This window comes from Pantoea phytobeneficialis, from assembly GCF_009728735.1.
Classification (GTDB): Bacteria; Pseudomonadota; Gammaproteobacteria; order Enterobacterales; family Enterobacteriaceae; genus Pantoea; species Pantoea phytobeneficialis.
Genome location: NZ_CP024636.1, coordinates 1640768 through 1656231, shown reverse-complemented (window position 1 = coordinate 1656231; position 15464 = coordinate 1640768). Strand labels below are relative to the sequence as shown.

The 15464-nt window shown below is 57.1% G+C and carries 16 protein-coding genes; 1 reads left to right on the top strand and 15 read right to left on the bottom strand.

Features of this window, described 5'->3' with window-relative positions; all coding sequences use genetic code 11:
* The first annotated feature begins 41 nt into the window (after positions 1-41).
* On the top strand, positions 42-1202 hold the full coding sequence (locus CTZ24_RS07675; RefSeq protein WP_036627705.1) for a hypothetical protein: 1161 nt from the start codon (positions 42-44) through the stop codon (positions 1200-1202).
* Here the strand turns inward: CTZ24_RS07675 and CTZ24_RS07670 are convergent.
* From CTZ24_RS07670 to CTZ24_RS07600, 15 genes are all read right to left on the bottom strand, one after another.
* On the bottom strand, positions 1199-1372 hold the full coding sequence (locus CTZ24_RS07670; RefSeq protein WP_013508613.1) for a hypothetical protein: 174 nt from the start codon (positions 1370-1372) through the stop codon (positions 1199-1201). The genes CTZ24_RS07675 and CTZ24_RS07670 overlap by 4 nt on opposite strands.
* A 42-nt stretch (positions 1373-1414) precedes the next feature.
* A complete protein-coding gene (locus CTZ24_RS07665; RefSeq protein WP_013508612.1) occupies positions 1415-1558 on the bottom strand; it encodes a hypothetical protein in 144 nt (47 codons plus the stop codon).
* A 107-nt stretch (positions 1559-1665) separates the two neighbouring features.
* On the bottom strand, positions 1666-3864 hold the full coding sequence (locus CTZ24_RS07660; RefSeq protein WP_208725228.1) for a TonB-dependent receptor: 2199 nt from the start codon (positions 3862-3864) through the stop codon (positions 1666-1668).
* Between the two features lie 232 nt (positions 3865-4096).
* Positions 4097-5329: a beta-ketoacyl-ACP synthase gene (locus tag CTZ24_RS07655; RefSeq protein ID WP_021186048.1), complete on the bottom strand. Its 1233-nt coding sequence runs from the start codon at positions 5327-5329 to the stop codon at positions 4097-4099.
* On the bottom strand, positions 5329-6060 hold the full coding sequence (locus CTZ24_RS07650; RefSeq protein ID WP_208725227.1) for a 3-ketoacyl-ACP reductase FabG2: 732 nt from the start codon (positions 6058-6060) through the stop codon (positions 5329-5331). The genes CTZ24_RS07655 and CTZ24_RS07650 overlap by 1 nt, the downstream gene beginning before the upstream one ends.
* Positions 6057-6530 (bottom strand): hotdog family protein, encoded by a 474-nt coding sequence (locus CTZ24_RS07645; RefSeq protein WP_021186050.1) that lies wholly within the window; start codon positions 6528-6530, stop codon positions 6057-6059. Before CTZ24_RS07645 ends, CTZ24_RS07650 begins: the two co-directional genes overlap by 4 nt.
* Positions 6523-7680, bottom strand: a complete 1158-nt coding sequence (locus tag CTZ24_RS07640; protein ID WP_208725226.1) for a beta-ketoacyl-[acyl-carrier-protein] synthase family protein — start codon at positions 7678-7680, stop codon at positions 6523-6525. The genes CTZ24_RS07645 and CTZ24_RS07640 overlap by 8 nt, the downstream gene beginning before the upstream one ends.
* A complete protein-coding gene (locus CTZ24_RS07635) occupies positions 7677-8249 on the bottom strand; it encodes a DUF3261 domain-containing protein (RefSeq protein WP_208725225.1) in 573 nt (190 codons plus the stop codon). Before CTZ24_RS07635 ends, CTZ24_RS07640 begins: the two co-directional genes overlap by 4 nt.
* Positions 8246-10567 (bottom strand): MMPL family transporter, encoded by a 2322-nt coding sequence (locus CTZ24_RS07630; RefSeq protein WP_208725224.1) that lies wholly within the window; start codon positions 10565-10567, stop codon positions 8246-8248. Before CTZ24_RS07630 ends, CTZ24_RS07635 begins: the two co-directional genes overlap by 4 nt.
* Complete coding sequence (locus CTZ24_RS07625) at positions 10533-11144, bottom strand: outer membrane lipoprotein carrier protein LolA (RefSeq protein WP_208725223.1); 612 nt, start codon at positions 11142-11144, stop codon at positions 10533-10535. Before CTZ24_RS07625 ends, CTZ24_RS07630 begins: the two co-directional genes overlap by 35 nt.
* The gene (locus CTZ24_RS07620) at positions 11141-11557 is read right to left on the bottom strand and encodes an acyl-CoA thioesterase (RefSeq protein WP_208725222.1); all 417 of its coding nucleotides are present in this window, start codon (positions 11555-11557) and stop codon (positions 11141-11143) included. The genes CTZ24_RS07625 and CTZ24_RS07620 overlap by 4 nt, the downstream gene beginning before the upstream one ends.
* Entirely contained in the window at positions 11550-13244 is a 1695-nt protein-coding gene (locus tag CTZ24_RS07615) for a glycosyltransferase family 2 protein (protein ID WP_208725221.1), read from the bottom strand. Before CTZ24_RS07615 ends, CTZ24_RS07620 begins: the two co-directional genes overlap by 8 nt.
* The gene (locus CTZ24_RS07610) at positions 13238-13585 is read right to left on the bottom strand and encodes a 3-hydroxyacyl-ACP dehydratase FabZ family protein (protein WP_208725220.1); all 348 of its coding nucleotides are present in this window, start codon (positions 13583-13585) and stop codon (positions 13238-13240) included. Before CTZ24_RS07610 ends, CTZ24_RS07615 begins: the two co-directional genes overlap by 7 nt.
* Positions 13572-14900 carry an AMP-binding protein gene (locus tag CTZ24_RS07605; RefSeq protein WP_208725219.1) on the bottom strand — a complete coding sequence of 443 codons (1329 nt, stop codon included), beginning with the start codon at positions 14898-14900 and terminating at the stop codon, positions 13572-13574. The genes CTZ24_RS07610 and CTZ24_RS07605 overlap by 14 nt, the downstream gene beginning before the upstream one ends.
* Positions 14897-15457, bottom strand: coding sequence for a COG4648 family protein (locus CTZ24_RS07600; protein ID WP_208725218.1), 561 nt, complete (start codon positions 15455-15457; stop codon positions 14897-14899). Before CTZ24_RS07600 ends, CTZ24_RS07605 begins: the two co-directional genes overlap by 4 nt.
* Between the last annotated feature and the right edge of the window lie 7 nt (positions 15458-15464).

The following is a 15464-nucleotide window of genomic DNA, read 5'->3' as shown; positions in this document are numbered from 1 at the left end:
GGGACGATCTGCATTCGGCGTTCCCCGTGAGGAGAGGAAAAATGGCGCAACACCCCCTTGATCCCCCATCCCCGCGCTATCAGCCCCGGCTGTTTCGCAGTTTTTTTCAGGGTAGTTTTCCCTGTTCGACTTCCCGTCGTGCCGGAGGGCGGCGACTGGATATGGTGATCAGTAGCGGTCATGACATGCTGCTGGAGAAGGATTATGCCGCGCTGGCGCAGGAAGGGTTGCGCACCGCGCGCGATGGCGCACGCTGGTATCTGATTGAGTCCACGCCAGGCGAATATGACTGGCACTCTTTTCTGCCAATGGTGCACGCGGCGGCGCGCCATGATCTGCAAATCATCTGGGAACTGGCGCATTTTGGCTATCCCGACCATCTCGACATCTGGAGTGCCGCCTTTGTCCAGCATTTTGAACGCTTCGCCCGCGCGATGGCGCAGTTGATGCGTGATGAAGGGGTGCAGCAACCGTTTTTTACGCCGATCAATCAAATCTCCTTCTGGTCGTGGGCTGGCGCCGATGTCGCCTGGCTCGATCCCTATTCCAGTCAGCGCGGCAAAGAGCTGAAGCGTCAGCTGGTACGCGCATCGCTGGCAGCGATGCATGCCATTCGCGAGATCTATCCGCAGGCGCGTTTTGTGCTGACCGATCCACTGGTACAGGTTGCCACCGACCCCGCGAATCCCGACAGCAAACCCTATGCCGACGCGCAACATCAGGCGCAATTTGAAGCCTGGGATTGGCTGGCCGGACGCGACGCCCCGGAACTGGGCGGCAGCGAAGATTTCCTCGATATCCTTGGACTGAATTACTACCCGGATAATCACTGGTTTTTCCCCGGTGAACCATTGCCGGTAGATCACCCTGCACGATTGCCCTTACATCGTCTGCTGTGGCAATGCTGGCAGCGTTATCAGCGCCCGATGCTGCTGGCCGAGACCGGTGCCGAAGGCGATGCCCGTGCGTCCTGGTTCCATCAGGTGAGTGAAGAGGCAATGCTGGCGCTGGATGAAGGGGTGGCGCTGGAAGGGATTTCGCTTTATCCGGTGGTGGAGTATCCGGCGTGGGCCGATGACCGGCGTTCGCCCGGTGCGTTATTTGGTTTGGGTGATCCCAACGGCAATCGCACGTTGCATGAGGGTTTAGCGCTGGAGTTGCGCAGTCAGCAAATTAAGTGGCAAAAACGTCAGCAAAGTTAAGATTGTTGCGAGTTGGGATGTTTGGGACCGCAGGTTTGTACATCAAGGGATTGATCGGCGGGATGGCGCACATCGGTGAGCCAGGTCATGGTAAACAGGAACACCACACCAATCAGACAGGCAGAAAGCAGGCCTATTATGGCGATCAGTTTGTCATCTCGGGATTCCATCGACATCTCCTTACAGGCTTCCGATACCCGTTGCAGCAAGCCTTAGCTCATCCATAACGTCATCATCAGGACAAAGATTATAAGGGTAACCGAGGTCACTGCAAGTACCACAATGGCAAACTGCGCATCGTCCAGCGGCTGCCGCAGGGGTTCGTCATGATCGTCAGGTGGCGCAGGTGAACTCATGTTAACTCAGCAAAAAATAAAGGGATCGACCGACTGGATTACCGTTCCGAGTGTAATAGAAAGCCAGCAAAATGAAAACGGGGCGCAATCGCGCCCCGCTGATGGGATTAGAAATCGTAGGTGAGTGAGACTTTGACGGTACGTGGCTCCCCTTGCGTCAGGTAAGTGCCACTGTCATCGACGTTCGCCCAATATTTCTCGTTGGTGACATTATCCACTCCAACACGCCATACCATGTCGTTTTGGTTGACCTTCATCCGGTAGCGCAGCCCCAGATCCAACGTGGTGTAATCGTCCATTTTCATGGTATTGGCGAGGTCAGCATACTGTGAACCGGTATAGTTCAGCAGAGCGGTTGCCGTCAGGCCATCAACTGGTTTGATATCATATTCAGCGCCCAGTGCCGCAGTGAAACGGGGTACGCCAATCGCGTTTTTACCATTTTCGTTGCTGTCACCGGTTTTGGTCATATCCGGATCGATCCAGGTTGCACTGCCGTTCAGACGCAGACCCAGGAGCGGTTCACCAAATACGTTCAGTTCCACACCACGGTTGCGCTGTTCGCCATTCAGTTTGTAGACGCCGTCGTTCAGCACACCGACCGGTTGCTTGATTTCGAACAGCGCCAGCGTGCCACCAATACGCCCGTAGTCTGCTTTCACTCCAACTTCGTTCTGTTTGGCATGCACAATACCCGTCACGCTGCCGTAGTTAGAGGCAGTGAACGGCGCAGCCGTGCCCGGCGTGAGTGATTCAGTATGGTTGGCATACAGCGAGATATTGCTGGTCGCTTTGTACAGTAAGCCATATGCCGGTAACCAGCGGCTGCTGTCAAAGCGTGTTCCGGTATCTTCCACACCATCATAACCGTAGTTACGCACCACCACTTTCTGATGACGTGCACCTAAAGTCAGCAGCAACGAATCATCAAAGAAGCCCAGCGTATCACTCAGCAGATACCCCTGCGAACGTGAACGATAAGTCGTTAGCGGATCGCTGAATTTGGTGCCCCCAGCGAAGACGGTATCCGGTTCCGCCACATCGTGCGGATTATAGATGTTGATATCCGCATCGTTACCCGAAGACATGCGATAGGTATTTTTCGCATTCGAGGTCATTGCCGAGTAACCGATGTTGACTTTGTGCGTCACAAAACCGGTGGTGAAATCACCACGGATGCCCACGCTGCCACTCATGGTGTCCTGAATACGGTTAGTATCGAAACGGCCGATAGTGGCGTTGCCAGCGCGATCCAACACTTTCGGCGTGCCGTAGTTACCAATTTCGTGGGTGTGCTGCGCACCCAGCGCACTATAGACAGTCCATTGATCATTGAGATCGTATTCAGCTTTTGCCAGGCCGAATTCAGATTCGATATCACTGAATATCCAGTTCTGGCTGTAGTTGGTGCTATTAGAAGGTACGTCTGGAATAAAGTCGATACCGCCAATATTGATACCGTTGCGGGCATCATGGAAGGTTTTCTTCTGATACCCCACATCCAGCGAGGTACGCAGACGATCGCCACGGTAATCAAGACCCAATGAAGCAGCGGTGGTGCGTTTCTTTTCACCGTCAACACCGGTTTCACCTTCACGGTGAACAGCATTCAGGCGCACACCGAACTGGTTATTATCACCAAAACGACGGCCAATATCTGCGGTGGTGCCTAATTGCGAATCTGAGGTGTAATCCACACCCACGCGCGTCAGTGGTGTGTCTTCAGCATGTTTTGGTTCCAGGTTGATCATGCCACCGACACCCGTCTCGGCAGATCCGTTCAGCAGCGCGTTAGCCCCTTTGAAAATTTCCACCCGGTCAATCAGTGAGGCATCCATCACCTGACGCGGCACGATGCCTGCCAGACCACCGTAAGTCATGGCATCCCCATCCAGGCGAAAACCACGAATACGATAGCTTTCAGCAAAGTTGCCGTAGCCCTTCACGTTCTGCACGGTGGCATCGTTACGAATCACATCGGCAATGGTTTTTGCCTGCTGATCCTGAATCGCTTTGGAAGTAAAACCGATCACGTTGAACGGCACATCCATGGCATTTTGTTCGCCCAGCATGCCGAGACGGCCACCGTGCGCCACCTGTCCATCCAGGTAAGCGGGAACCAGATCGTTACCGCCAGGTTTGAAATCAGTCTGCGGTGTCGCTGTCACCGTCAGTGTCTGCTGTTCTTTTTTTGCCGCATCTGCGGTGGTGTTGGTGGTAGCAGCCATCACTGGCAAACAACCGGCACTGACCATTACAGCCAGCAGTGTCGGTTTCAGTCCGGGATTGAAAGGCGTAGTGCGCATGGATATCCCCTGATACAAACTTAATTGATAATCATTTTTATTGCGGTTTGCGATTATGCTGAGGACTGCGCCGAATGCAAGAAAAATCCAGGCATTTTCTTAACGAATTCCTGACGGGGCATGACAGAAAATTGATGTTGAGACGTAGCGGCGCGATTTATCGCGCGCCTTTGACTTTAATGCTACAGACAAATAACGCGCGATAAATCGCACGGCTACGGGAATGGTGGCGTTACATCCCTTGCCAACGGCGGAACACCAGAGACGTATTAATGCCGCCAAAAGCAAAGTTATTTGACTGGATATAATCCGTTTCGAGCTGACGTACTTCGCCCATGATGTAATCCAGCTTTCCGCATTCCGCGGCGGGCTGTGTCAGGTTCAGCGTCGGCACAAACCAGCCTTCACGCATCATCTCAATACTCATCCAGGCTTCCAGTGCCCCACATGCCCCCAGCGTATGGCCGAAGTAGCTTTTCAGGGAGGAAATCGGCGTATTTTCGCCAAACACCGCAGCGGTGGCCTGACTTTCGGCAATATCACCGCGATCGGTAGCGGTGCCGTGGGCATTAATGTAGCCAATTTGCTCCGGGGTCACTCCCGCCATTTGCAAGGCACGCTCGATGCAAATTTGCATAGTTTCCCGCTGCGGCTGTGTGATATGCGCCGCATCGCAATTGGTATAAAACCCGACCAGTTCGGCATAGATCGTCGCCCCACGCGCCTGCGCATGCTCCAGCGACTCAAGAATCAGGGTGCCGGCCCCTTCACCAATCACCAGCCCATCGCGCTGCTGATCGAACGGGGCTGGCGTCAGTCCAGGCGCCGCGTTTTGCTGGCTGGTGGCAAATAAGGTGTCAAACACCGCCGCTTCCGAAGGGCAGAGTTCTTCGGCTCCTCCGGCAACCATCACCGTCTGATAGCCGTGACGAATGGCTTCCCAGGCATAGCCGATGGCCTGGCTGCCCGAGGTACAGGCGCTGGATGTCGGGATGACACGACCACGCAAGCCAAAAAACAACCCGGCGTTCACCGCCGTAGTGTGCGGCATCATCTGCACGTAAGTGGTACCGGTGATATTGTTGGTGTGTTTTTCGGTCAGCATGGTGGCGAACTCACTCACCGGCCCGGTACTGCCGGTCGAGGAGCCGTAGGCGATACCGGTTTCCCCGCTGGTCAATACCGGATGATCAATTAACCCCGCCTGCTCCAGCGCCAGTTCCGTGGCGCGGGTCGCCAGCAGCGACACCCGCCCCATGGCACGAATGCGTTTGCGGGTGTAGTGATCCGGGAGCGTAAAATCGTCCACCGGCGCGCCCAGTTGCGTATGCAGACCATCGTAGATCTGCCATTCCGGCATGTTACGCACCGCGTTTTTACCCTGTTTCAGGCGCTCAGCTACCGCAGACCAACTTTCTCCAAACGCCGTGACACCGCCCATTCCGGTGACTACCACACGTTGCATCACAGCATACCCCCATTGATTGAAATCACCTGACGCGTGACATAACCCGCGATATCCGACATCAGATAGCTGGCCAGGCCTGCCACCTCCTCAGCTCCCCCCATACGTTTCATCGGGATCAGCTTCAGTGCTTCGTCGATGACCTGCGGTTCCAAATCGGTCATACCGGTATCAATCAATCCCGGCGCGATACAGTTGACGGTAATTTTACGTTTAGCCAGTTCAATGGCCAGCGCCTTGCTGGCACCGATAATGCCAGCTTTGGCAGCGCTGTAGTTCACCTGCCCGCGATTGCCCATGATGCCCGAGACTGACGATAAGGTGACAATCCGCCCCCCCTGGCGCAGGCCGATCATCGGCATCACACAAGGCTGAATCACGTTATAAAAACTATCGAGATTGGTGTGGATCACGCTGTCCCATTCTTCATCGCTCAATGCCGGGAAAGCCGCATCACGGGTAATACCGGCATTGCTTACCACGCCATACCAGGCACCAAAGCGGGCGATATCCTGCTCCAGCGCTGCGCGCGTTGCCTCCCGCTGCCCGACATCAAATTGTATGGTGCGACCGCTACCGCCCGCCGCGATAATCTGCTCCAGCGTTTGCGTTGCGCCAGCGGCGTCACGGTGATAATGCACCGTCACATAGAAACCATCCTGCGCCAGCCGCAGGGCAATGGCACGCCCGATTCCTTTACTTGCGCCGGTTACTAAAACGCTACGTGTCATGGCTGATGTCCTTGTAATAGTCGTTGTAATTCATCGTCATCGGGTTGATAAGTGTTAAGGCGGCCAGTCGCCAGACACTCAGACTGATGACTTATTTTCCCTTCAAAACTGCCAAGCCGGTCATCACGCATCAGCAAATGCATCTCCACCTGCAAATGCGCTCCGGCTGGAAAAGTGGCTGCTATCGGGCGATACCCCCGCCCGCCGAGCAACATGCCGGGGCGGATCTGAGTTTCCCCCTGCTGCCGGGCATGAAAACCCGACCAGACGCCCACGGTCTGCGCCATGATCTCCACACCGAACCAGGCGGGCAGCTCCCCTTGCGGCGTCAGAAACGGTGCCAGTACGCCCTGCCCGTCAATGGTCACTGCGCAGATGACATGGTCAGCACTGACTGCGATAACACGATCCAGCAGCAACATCGGCGCACGGTGCGGTAAATATTCACTTACCGGCAGAAAATCAACCATCGACGCGTCCTGTAATCAGGCAGGTATTGTTCCCGCCAAAAGCAAATGAATTAGACGCGATAACCGGACGCCCCAGCGGCACTGGTGCGGTAATCAGGCCACAATCCGCTAAGGTGGTGTCGCGTTCCGCGCGAGAAAAATCCTGTGGAGGCAGCGGTAAATGTTGCTCCAGCAACAGCAACGACAACGCGGCTTCGGTGGCACCTGCTGCGCCTAACGTATGTCCCGTGAGGTGTTTGGTGGAACTACAGGGTACGCGATCACCAAACAGCCGCTGCACCACGGCGGCTTCCACCTGATCGTTCAACGGCGTCGCGGTGCCGTGCAAATTGATATAACCAACCTGCTCTGGTGCTAAACCTGCCTGCTGCAACGCCATTGTCATTGCTCGTTCTGCTCCCACACCTTCCGGGTGCGGTGCCGACATATGCCAGGCATCCGACGACTCGCCAACACCCAGCAGCGCCAGGGGCTGAGGCTCGCGCGTTAACAACAACAACGCCGCCGCTTCACCAATCGAGATCCCGTCACGATCGCGGCTGAAGGGCGCACAATGGTGTTCAGAAAGTGATTCCAGACTGGCAAAGCCGTTGATCGGCATCCGGCTGAGCGAATCCGCCCCGCCCACCAACGCCACATCCGCCAGGCCTGCCGCAATCAGGCGCTCGCCGCTAATAATGGCGCGCGCGCTGGAAGAACAGGCCGTGGAGAGGGTATAAGCCGGGCCATCCAGTTGCAGATAATGCGCCAGGAAGCGTGAAGGATCGCCCAATTCCTGCATCCGGTAGTCATAGCCGCTTAAGCCGGCACTAACCTGACGATCCCCCTCATCAACCCCTGAGGTGCTGGTGCCAAGGATCACTGCCACACGATCGCGACCGTACTGCGCTACCGCCGCCTCCACCGCCGGGCGAATCTGCGCCAGCGCAGCCAGCAGCAGTTGGTTGTTACGGGTGTTATGCGCGGCCAGTTCGGTGGGGATGGTAGGAAGCTCGCCCAGAACTTCGCCAACCCAACAGCGTTTCCCCGCCAGCAACCAGCTCTCGCGCGGCTGCATCCCCGGTGCTTCGCCCTGTTGCAATTGGGCAGCGATCTGCTCGAGGCTGTTGCCAAGTGCATTAACCATGCCGTAAGCCGAGATGTAAATCATGATGCGTCCAGGTGTTGAATCTGAATTTGATAACCAAAAGCGCGCTGATCAATGCTGATCGGCTCACGTTGCGTGCCACGTTGCATATAACGGATCAACGTCACCACCGTACCGGATGGATCACGCAGCTCGCGACGATCGCCAATATCCTGCAACTGCCAGCCTTGAGGTAATTGTGGCTGCCAGGCGCTGATCGGCCAGTGGCTCAGCATAATATCTGCCAACACCTGGCTGGCGGGCGGCATCTCCGGCAGCGCCATCATCTGTTGGGTATGAATGCCGGTCGCATCATACGTGACGCGGAACAGACGAATGCCGAGCGACGATAACCCGGCAAGGCTGATATGTTGCTCATCCGCCGCCAACAGCACCAGCAACGATTGCGTTTTCCCTTTAACGTGACCGGTTAACAGCTGCTGCTGTTCGAAAGCCGGTGTAATCCCCGGAGCCGGTAGCGTGACGCGTACCCCCGGTTTGAGCCACGCCGTTGGCCGATGAGTGGGATCTTTCTGACGGGCACAGCCACCCAGCAACAGTGCGATCAGCAGAAAAATCAGGCCCTTGTTCATGATTGCTTCCTTTTCCGGGGGGCCAGCGCCAGTGGCGCCAGTAAGAATGCGCAGAAGATGCCACTGCACAGCACCACACCAAAGCTACTGATGGCGCTGGTGCTGCTGAACACCAACATGCCCAGCGTCAGCAACGTCGTCATCATTGCCAGCGTCACTGCCAGCATTGAAGTCAGCGGTGTGCCGCGCGGGTTACTGAAGAACAGCGTGTAATTGATGCCGATACCCAGCACCAGGATCAGAGCCAGCAAGGCAAAAAGATTGAGACTGGCCCCAATCCAGCCAAGCGTCGCCAGTGCCGCCGCTAGCGAAAGCCAGGAAGGTAACGCGCTACGCAAGCCAGCTTTCAACCCCAGCCGTATCACATAACTCAGGGTGATCAATAGCAACGCTAACGCCAACAGCCCGCTCAATAATGTGCGCCAGAAACCAAACAGCTGGTCATAGCTGGCTTTGCGATCAACCCAGCTGACACCAGGTTGTTGCGCCGCCAGTTGTGCCAGCGCCGCACTGTCACGCACACCATTCACCGGCACCAACACGCTGCTGCGTCCATCCGGCAGCGACAGCCACAATAAACGCCAGCCTTCACTCAACGGACTTGCCAGCCAGTTTTCCGGCGTCACTGGCATGGCGTGCAGATCGGCTTCTGCCAGCGTCACGCCCGCTTGCTTCAGCCGTGCCGTAATGGTGGGGGCTGCTTGTGCCAGCAAGGTCAAATCCTGCTGCTGTCGTGCCAGCGAGTTAAGTGGCAGGATACGATACCCTTCCAGCCATCGGTGCTGCCGGGCCTGCTGTAACGCAGGAGCCAGCTCGCTCACCCGTTGCAGCGTTTGCTGCGGGTTATCCCCCCACACCACAAACCAGGTTTGATCGGCCTGCTGCCCGGTAAGCTGCGCCAGTTGCCGATCCTGGGCCAGTAGCTGCTGCGGTGCGCTTTGCAGATGGGCAATATCATCATCCACCCGCAGTTGCAGGATACCGAGCAGTGCATACATGGCGACCAGTGCCGGTAATCCCCACATCAGCACCCGCTGGCGTCGCCAGGCAGCGAGCCAGCGGGCCAGCCACACCATGCCGGGGATCGGGCGCACCGGCAGCCCCCGCACCAGCCAGGGGTAGAAGCAGATCACCGTCAGGCAGGAAGCACTCAGGCCACTGGCGGCGAATACCGCCAACTGGCGCAGACCGGGAAAGGGTGCCAGCAGCATCAGCAGCCAGGCGATAGCCGTGGTGGCCAGCGCCAGCAGCAGGGTGGCGCGCACCTTCTGCAAACTTTGCCAGGGCGATGCCTCGTTGCCGTGCACCATGCGCTCGGTCAGGTAGTACAGGGTGTAATCCGCTGAAATGCCAACAATACTCAGGCTCATCACCAGCGTGGTGAGATGCAACTCGCCAAAACAGAGCAAGGTCGCTACCGTCCCCGCCATCGCGCCAATCGCCACCGACAATGCGCACAACGCGAGTGGTCGCAGCGATCGGAACACCAGCCAGATCAGCAGCAACAATCCCGCCAGCGTCGCACTCCCCAACGTCTCGACATCATGCTGCGCGCGCTGGCTGGCATCATCGCTAAATAACACCGTGCCCCGCGTCAACAGCCGGGCATCCGGCCAGCGCGTTTTCAGTTGCTGCTCCAGTTGGTTGAGTGCCGTCACCAGTTGATGACTTTGCCGGATACTGAAGGCATTGCTGTCCAGCTCGCCGTGCAAAAAATACCAGCGCCGCTGCTGTGGGTCATTCACCGTCAACCAGCCATTGTGCAGCACCATTTTGCTGGCATTTTGCTGTAAGGCCAGCTGCGCCCCACGCACCAGCAGCAGCGGATCGTGCTGTAACTCCTGGCTGCTCACGCCGGCGAAAGCGGAAAACAGTTGCGCCAGAATCCAGTCTGCCTGGTCTGCCCCGCCGCTTTGCAGCCGCGCACGCGTGGCGTCGTCAATCAAACCATTGCGATTCTGCCAGGCGAAGGCACCCCAGCGCTGCATTTGCAGATCGTCCATTGCGCCACTGACTTGCTTCAGTTCCGGTAAAGCCTTGAGCTGCGCCTGCCACCAGGCCGCCACGGCATCACCGTCATCGGCGTTACTGCTCACCAGCCAGACCAGCTGACGATCCAGACGTTGCATAAAAGCCTGCTGAATCTCGGCAGGAGCCTGGCCGAGATTCTGCTGCGGCAACAGCGCCAGCACGCTGCTGTTTAGCTGGCTACGCGGTAACAGGCAGGCCAATGCGATAGCCAGCGCCAGGCAGACCGTCAACCACACCAGCGCCAGATTTTTTTCACGGTGTCGGAGCAAAACGCGCGCGCTCCTCATCGGTCAGATGGCCGGGTTCGGTCCGGGTATCGCTCAGGGTGATATCGGTTTTATCTCCCTGCTTATCGTCCAGCTGGATGCGGTTAAGATACGCGCCCCCCTGCAACTCGATACGGTTGAAAATTTTATTCAGTGGTGCCGCTTTCGGCGTCAGTCCCAGTTGCCAGTTTTCATTGCCCTTATCCTGAAAATCGAGGGTGAAATTCTCTTTCAACACTTTTTCATCAGCCTGGAACAGGGCGCGTAGCAGATGATTAAACTGGAACATTTGTGGGTTGCTTTCAGCCGTGATCACCTGTGGCGGTTGACCGCTCATGCTTTGCACCATGCGTTTATCATCCAGAATCAGCGTCATCGGGAAAGGCGTATTCTGTTGCCACCACAGCCCTTGCTGTTGGGCAATCAGCAACTGTCCGCGTGAGACCAACGGCTGCGCCATTCCGGCGATGGTGCGTACCTGAACGAAGTTGGCACGAATAACCGGCTGACTGGCAAAACGTTGTTGCAGTTGCTCAAGGGTCACCGCATGCGCGGCGACGTTCCACAACAACAGCAACGTCAGCAAAAATCGTTTCACGGTTGTACCCCCAGACGTTCAAACAATATGGCGGGCGAGACAAAACACATTTCCTGCGTGGCCTGATCCACCGCCACCTGAATGGTGTGGGCTTTGGTGGTCAGTTGTCCGGCGGCATTGTGGATGTGGTAATCAATCCGCAAACGGTTTTCATATTCCACGATGGTCGCGCTGACCCGAATGCGCTCTTCGCAGCGCAGTGGCTGACGGTATTTCACCCGCGTATCTACCACCGGCCAGACGTAGCCACTGGCCGCCATCTCGTGGTAGCTGTAATTCACGCTGCGCAACAACGCCTCGCGTGCCGCTTCAAAAAAGCGGAAATAATGGCCGTGCCATACCACTCCCATTGGGTCGCAGTCGTTAAACGAAACCACAATTTCCACCTCGGCACGGTGGTTCGACTCACTCATCGCGACTCTCCTCTCCCGGTAAGCTCCAGAAATCATAAAAATTGAACCAGTCCAGCGGAGCCAGAAAGGCGTGATGCTCCAGACGTTGCGCATAGCGATCCACCGCCTGCTGCAATGCCTGCTGACGAGTGGCACGGGGCAGAGATAAAGGGGAGGCAAAGTTTTCGCAATACACCCGTAATTTGCCATGCTGCTGCAAGGCAAACATCAGCAAAACCGGACAACGTAGCGCGGCTGCCAGTAAAAACGGTCCCTGTGGGAACGGTGCTGGCTGGCCGAGAAATTCACTCCAGATCACGCGTCGCTCACCGCCACGCTGGCGATTGACCGCTGTGCGATCGCCAACAATCGCCACCCACTCTCCGGCGTCCAGTTTTTGTTGCAGCAGGATCGCTGTATCCGGACCCATATCGGTGACCGGCATCAGATTAACCCCTGCCTGCGGCGCGATACTTTCCAGCACTTCGCGAAAGCGTTGCGCGTTATCGGTAAACACCAATGCGTTGATCACCAGGCCGCTGACCTGCTTCGCCATGGCGCGGCACGCTTCGATATCGCCCAGATGTGAAGCCAGGATCAGATGCCCTTTGCCATCGGCGGCACGAATGACCGCTTCCGCCCCTGGTGCGAAATCAATATCACGTCCCCACTGCACATCACCGCGCCAGCTCGCCACCTTATCCAGCATGCTGTAACCGAAGCGCAGAAAATGGCGGTAGCTATTGAGGGGTGCAGGCAACCTGAGATGTTGCTGTTGCGCACAGCGCTGAATCTTTGCCAGCCACTGCTGTGACGCCGCGCGCGCATGGCGTCCGCTGAGCCAGTACACCGCAACCACCGGCCACAGCAGCAGCACAAAAGGTCCCCGCCCGGCATGTTGATACAACCACAACATAAACCGCAGCCCCCATTGACCCCGACGTTCCGGGGTTGCCGACCAATGGCGGTCACTGCCCCGCTGACGGAGCAACTGTGGGATGCGCGGCAGCATGCCGAAGAATAAACGGGTGTGCATCCACGAGATGCGCAGATTGTCGTGCAACGCATCAAAATGCGACACACCGGTTACCGGATAGGTCACGCGCGTGGACAGAAAGCGGCTCGGCGTACCCTGCCAGTAAAGGCGCACCATAATTTCTGTATCAAAATCCATCCGCTGCCCAATCGGCTGGCGATCGCATAACGCCAGCGATGGCACCAGCGGATAGACGCGGAAGCCACACATGCTGTCTTTTAACGAAAACGAGAGCGTCTCTATCCAGACCCAAAAATGGGTGATGTAGCGGCCATATAAACGTGACTTAGGAATCGAGGCATCATACAGCGGCTGACCGGAAATCAGGCTGTGCGGATAGCGCCGTGCCTCCTCCAGCATACGGGGCGTGTCTTCCACCTGATGTTGACCGTCCGCATCCAGCTGTAATGCATGGCTGTATCCTCTGGCTGCGGCAACGCGCATTCCAGCGATCACCGCGGCACCCTTACCTTGATTGGCTGACAACCGATGGACATGCAGATCGGGCGCGTTGAGATCATCAATCAGCTGGCGGGTTTGAGCATTGCTGCCATCATCCACGATGATAATTGGCAAATTAAACGGTGCCAGACGTTGCAACACCGACGCCAGCATCGCGCCGTGGTTATAGCAAGGGATCAGCACACAGGGAGAAAAAGGTTCACTCAGCACAGGCGAATCTTCCCACTGCTGGCGATAGGTTGGGCGCCGTCAGACAGTAACCGATATTGAAAACTGAGCAGGGATTTCTCTGCCTGCCAGTTGAGCTGGAGTTCCAGTTCAGCGTCCGGTGGCACCGGCTGCTGAAACTTGATGTTCTCAATCGACGAGAAGGCTTTGCCTGGCACCAGACGCGTCAGCCCGTAATAGAGCACCCAATCGAGTTGCGCCACACCGGGTAAAATAGGGAGCGTCGGAAAATGGCCCTGAAACCATAGCAGGTCGCCAGGTACACGTAATCGCAGCGTCAGCGCTGTCTCCTGTTGCTGCACATCAAGTTCAATCGGCAACATGAAAAAGCTCCTCAATTTGCGGCCAGGCGCGCTTACTTTGCGCGGTAACCGGGATGGTCGTCACTACACGCCAGTAGCGAGGCATCGCCACCGGCTCCAGCCAGGGTTGCAGCGCCTGTCTCCAACGCTGTTTGCAGTGTGACAGCGCAGCGGGTTCAGGAAGCTGTGTGATTGCCAGCACCACGCCAATCGCCTGGCGACCATGACGCTGGATCGCCAGCGCTGCCGCATCGTTCACACCCGGCAAATCCAACAGACGTCGTTCGATTTCGCTCAGTGAGACGCGCTTATCTTCGATTTTTACCACCCGATCCTGGCGGCCAGCCAGTTGAAATCGCCCCTCCGACTGCGGCAGGATACGGTCGTCCAGCGCACAACCTGCGGGTGTTTCCAGCAACGGGGAGAACACACGCCAGTGCGCATTTTCCTGACGACAAAGTTCTACTGCCGGGAAACATTGCCACGGCGTCTGCCCGGCACTGAGATAACGCCAGGCAATCACGCCGGTTTCAGTGCTGCCATAGATCTCATCGACGCTACAACCCAACCATTGCTGCGTGCGCTGTGCATCGGGCCAGGGTAACGCCCCGCCGGCGGAAACGATTAACGCACAGCGCGGCAGATGCAGTGACGCGTCCAGTCGACGTAAAAACGCCGGGCTGCTGATAAACGCATAACGGCGTGTAGGGGTCTGATCAGCGAGCTGTTCACTGTAAAACAACTGCTGCGCGGCAAAGGGTAAACCCAGTGCCATTGGCAACACGATTCGGAAACTCAGGCCATAGAGATGCTGATGGCTGACGGAGGCAATGACATGGCTGTGTTGCAGGCGCTCTCCCCACAACGTGGCCAGCCATTGCGCTTCAAGGTCCAGCGCGCGAACGGATTTCACCACCGGACGTGGCGTTCCTGTTGAGCCAGAAGTAAACAACACCAGGGTTGCGTCAGCGGCAATCGCAGTCAGCTCCCCTTCCGCCTGCGCGCCATCCCAAAGCAGATGCGGCAACGAAATGGTCAGCGGCATATCGCTGATCACCCCATCAATATTGGCCGCCATCTCTTCCAGTTGTGCTGCCCGGCAATGACCCGGGATCACCGGGGTTTTCCCCAGATGCCATAACGCCAGCAGGGCGACGGTGAAGTGATAACTGTTGTCAAAGCACAACGCCCAATGTTGTCCCGGCTGCGTCTTAATGCGTGCAGATAACGCAATCACCTGTTGGCGCAGCGTGGATAAGCGATATTCCTGCTGACCCTGCCAGGCCACCAGGCGATCCTCTGCGTTGAGCCAGCTGGCGATGGGCTGTACGTTCATGCCTGTTTCCTCATCCGCTGACGCAGCAGCCATTCGCCGCCCATCAGCATTCCCATCAGCAGATAACTGATGCATCCATTCCAGAGTGTCCATAGCGCGAGATCCGCCCGCAGGCAGGTCATTAACGCCACGCTGCCGTTAAAAACAAAAAAAAGGCACCACACCTGAGTCACATGTCGGGTGTAGCGCACAGCACGAGGCGGTAGCTGCGGTTCACGTAACCGGGCGATGCGTTCCACCAGCGGCATGCCTCGCCATAATGACGTGCCAAACAGCAGCAACATCAGGGCATTGACCACCACCGGATACCACAGCAACAGATGTTGCTGGCGTAGCACCAGGCTGGCGAGACACAGCAGGCTTCCTACCAGCGCCAGCAACAACCCACCTCGCGCCAGGGCACCGTGAGACTTACGTAAGCTCCAGCCGCGCAGCACAAACAGCACGGCAAGCACCAACAACAAGGTGCGCCAGTGCGGATACGTCAGCGCCAGCCAGACCAGCAACGGCCATGCGAGCAGGGCGATGCCATTCAGCAGACGCAGTGCCGCACGCATTTTGTTC

What these genes read in the sequence shown, in the direction of transcription:
- CTZ24_RS07640 (WP_208725226.1), bottom strand. Translation starts at nt 7,680, where the DNA reads ATGATTTACATCTCGGCTTACGGCATGGTTAATGCACTTGGCAACAGC.
- CTZ24_RS07645 (WP_021186050.1), bottom strand. Translation starts at nt 6,530, where the DNA reads ATGGTTGATTTTCTGCCGGTAAGTGAATATTTACCGCACCGTGCGCCG.
- CTZ24_RS07630 (WP_208725224.1), bottom strand. Translation starts at nt 10,567, where the DNA reads ATGAGGAGCGCGCGCGTTTTGCTCCGACACCGTGAAAAAAATCTGGCG.
- CTZ24_RS07610 (WP_208725220.1), bottom strand. Translation starts at nt 13,585, where the DNA reads ATGTTGCCGATTGAACTTGATGTGCAGCAACAGGAGACAGCGCTGACG.
- CTZ24_RS07670 (WP_013508613.1), bottom strand. Translation starts at nt 1,372, where the DNA reads ATGGAATCCCGAGATGACAAACTGATCGCCATAATAGGCCTGCTTTCT.
- CTZ24_RS07650 (WP_208725227.1), bottom strand. Translation starts at nt 6,060, where the DNA reads ATGACACGTAGCGTTTTAGTAACCGGCGCAAGTAAAGGAATCGGGCGT.
- CTZ24_RS07620 (WP_208725222.1), bottom strand. Translation starts at nt 11,557, where the DNA reads ATGAGTGAGTCGAACCACCGTGCCGAGGTGGAAATTGTGGTTTCGTTT.
- CTZ24_RS07600 (WP_208725218.1), bottom strand. Translation starts at nt 15,457, where the DNA reads ATGCGTGCGGCACTGCGTCTGCTGAATGGCATCGCCCTGCTCGCATGG.
- CTZ24_RS07665 (WP_013508612.1), bottom strand. Translation starts at nt 1,558, where the DNA reads ATGAGTTCACCTGCGCCACCTGACGATCATGACGAACCCCTGCGGCAG.
- CTZ24_RS07635 (WP_208725225.1), bottom strand. Translation starts at nt 8,249, where the DNA reads ATGAACAAGGGCCTGATTTTTCTGCTGATCGCACTGTTGCTGGGTGGC.
- CTZ24_RS07605 (WP_208725219.1), bottom strand. Translation starts at nt 14,900, where the DNA reads ATGAACGTACAGCCCATCGCCAGCTGGCTCAACGCAGAGGATCGCCTG.
- CTZ24_RS07660 (WP_208725228.1), bottom strand. Translation starts at nt 3,864, where the DNA reads ATGCGCACTACGCCTTTCAATCCCGGACTGAAACCGACACTGCTGGCT.
- CTZ24_RS07655 (WP_021186048.1), bottom strand. Translation starts at nt 5,329, where the DNA reads ATGCAACGTGTGGTAGTCACCGGAATGGGCGGTGTCACGGCGTTTGGA.
- CTZ24_RS07675 (WP_036627705.1), top strand. Translation starts at nt 42, where the DNA reads ATGGCGCAACACCCCCTTGATCCCCCATCCCCGCGCTATCAGCCCCGG.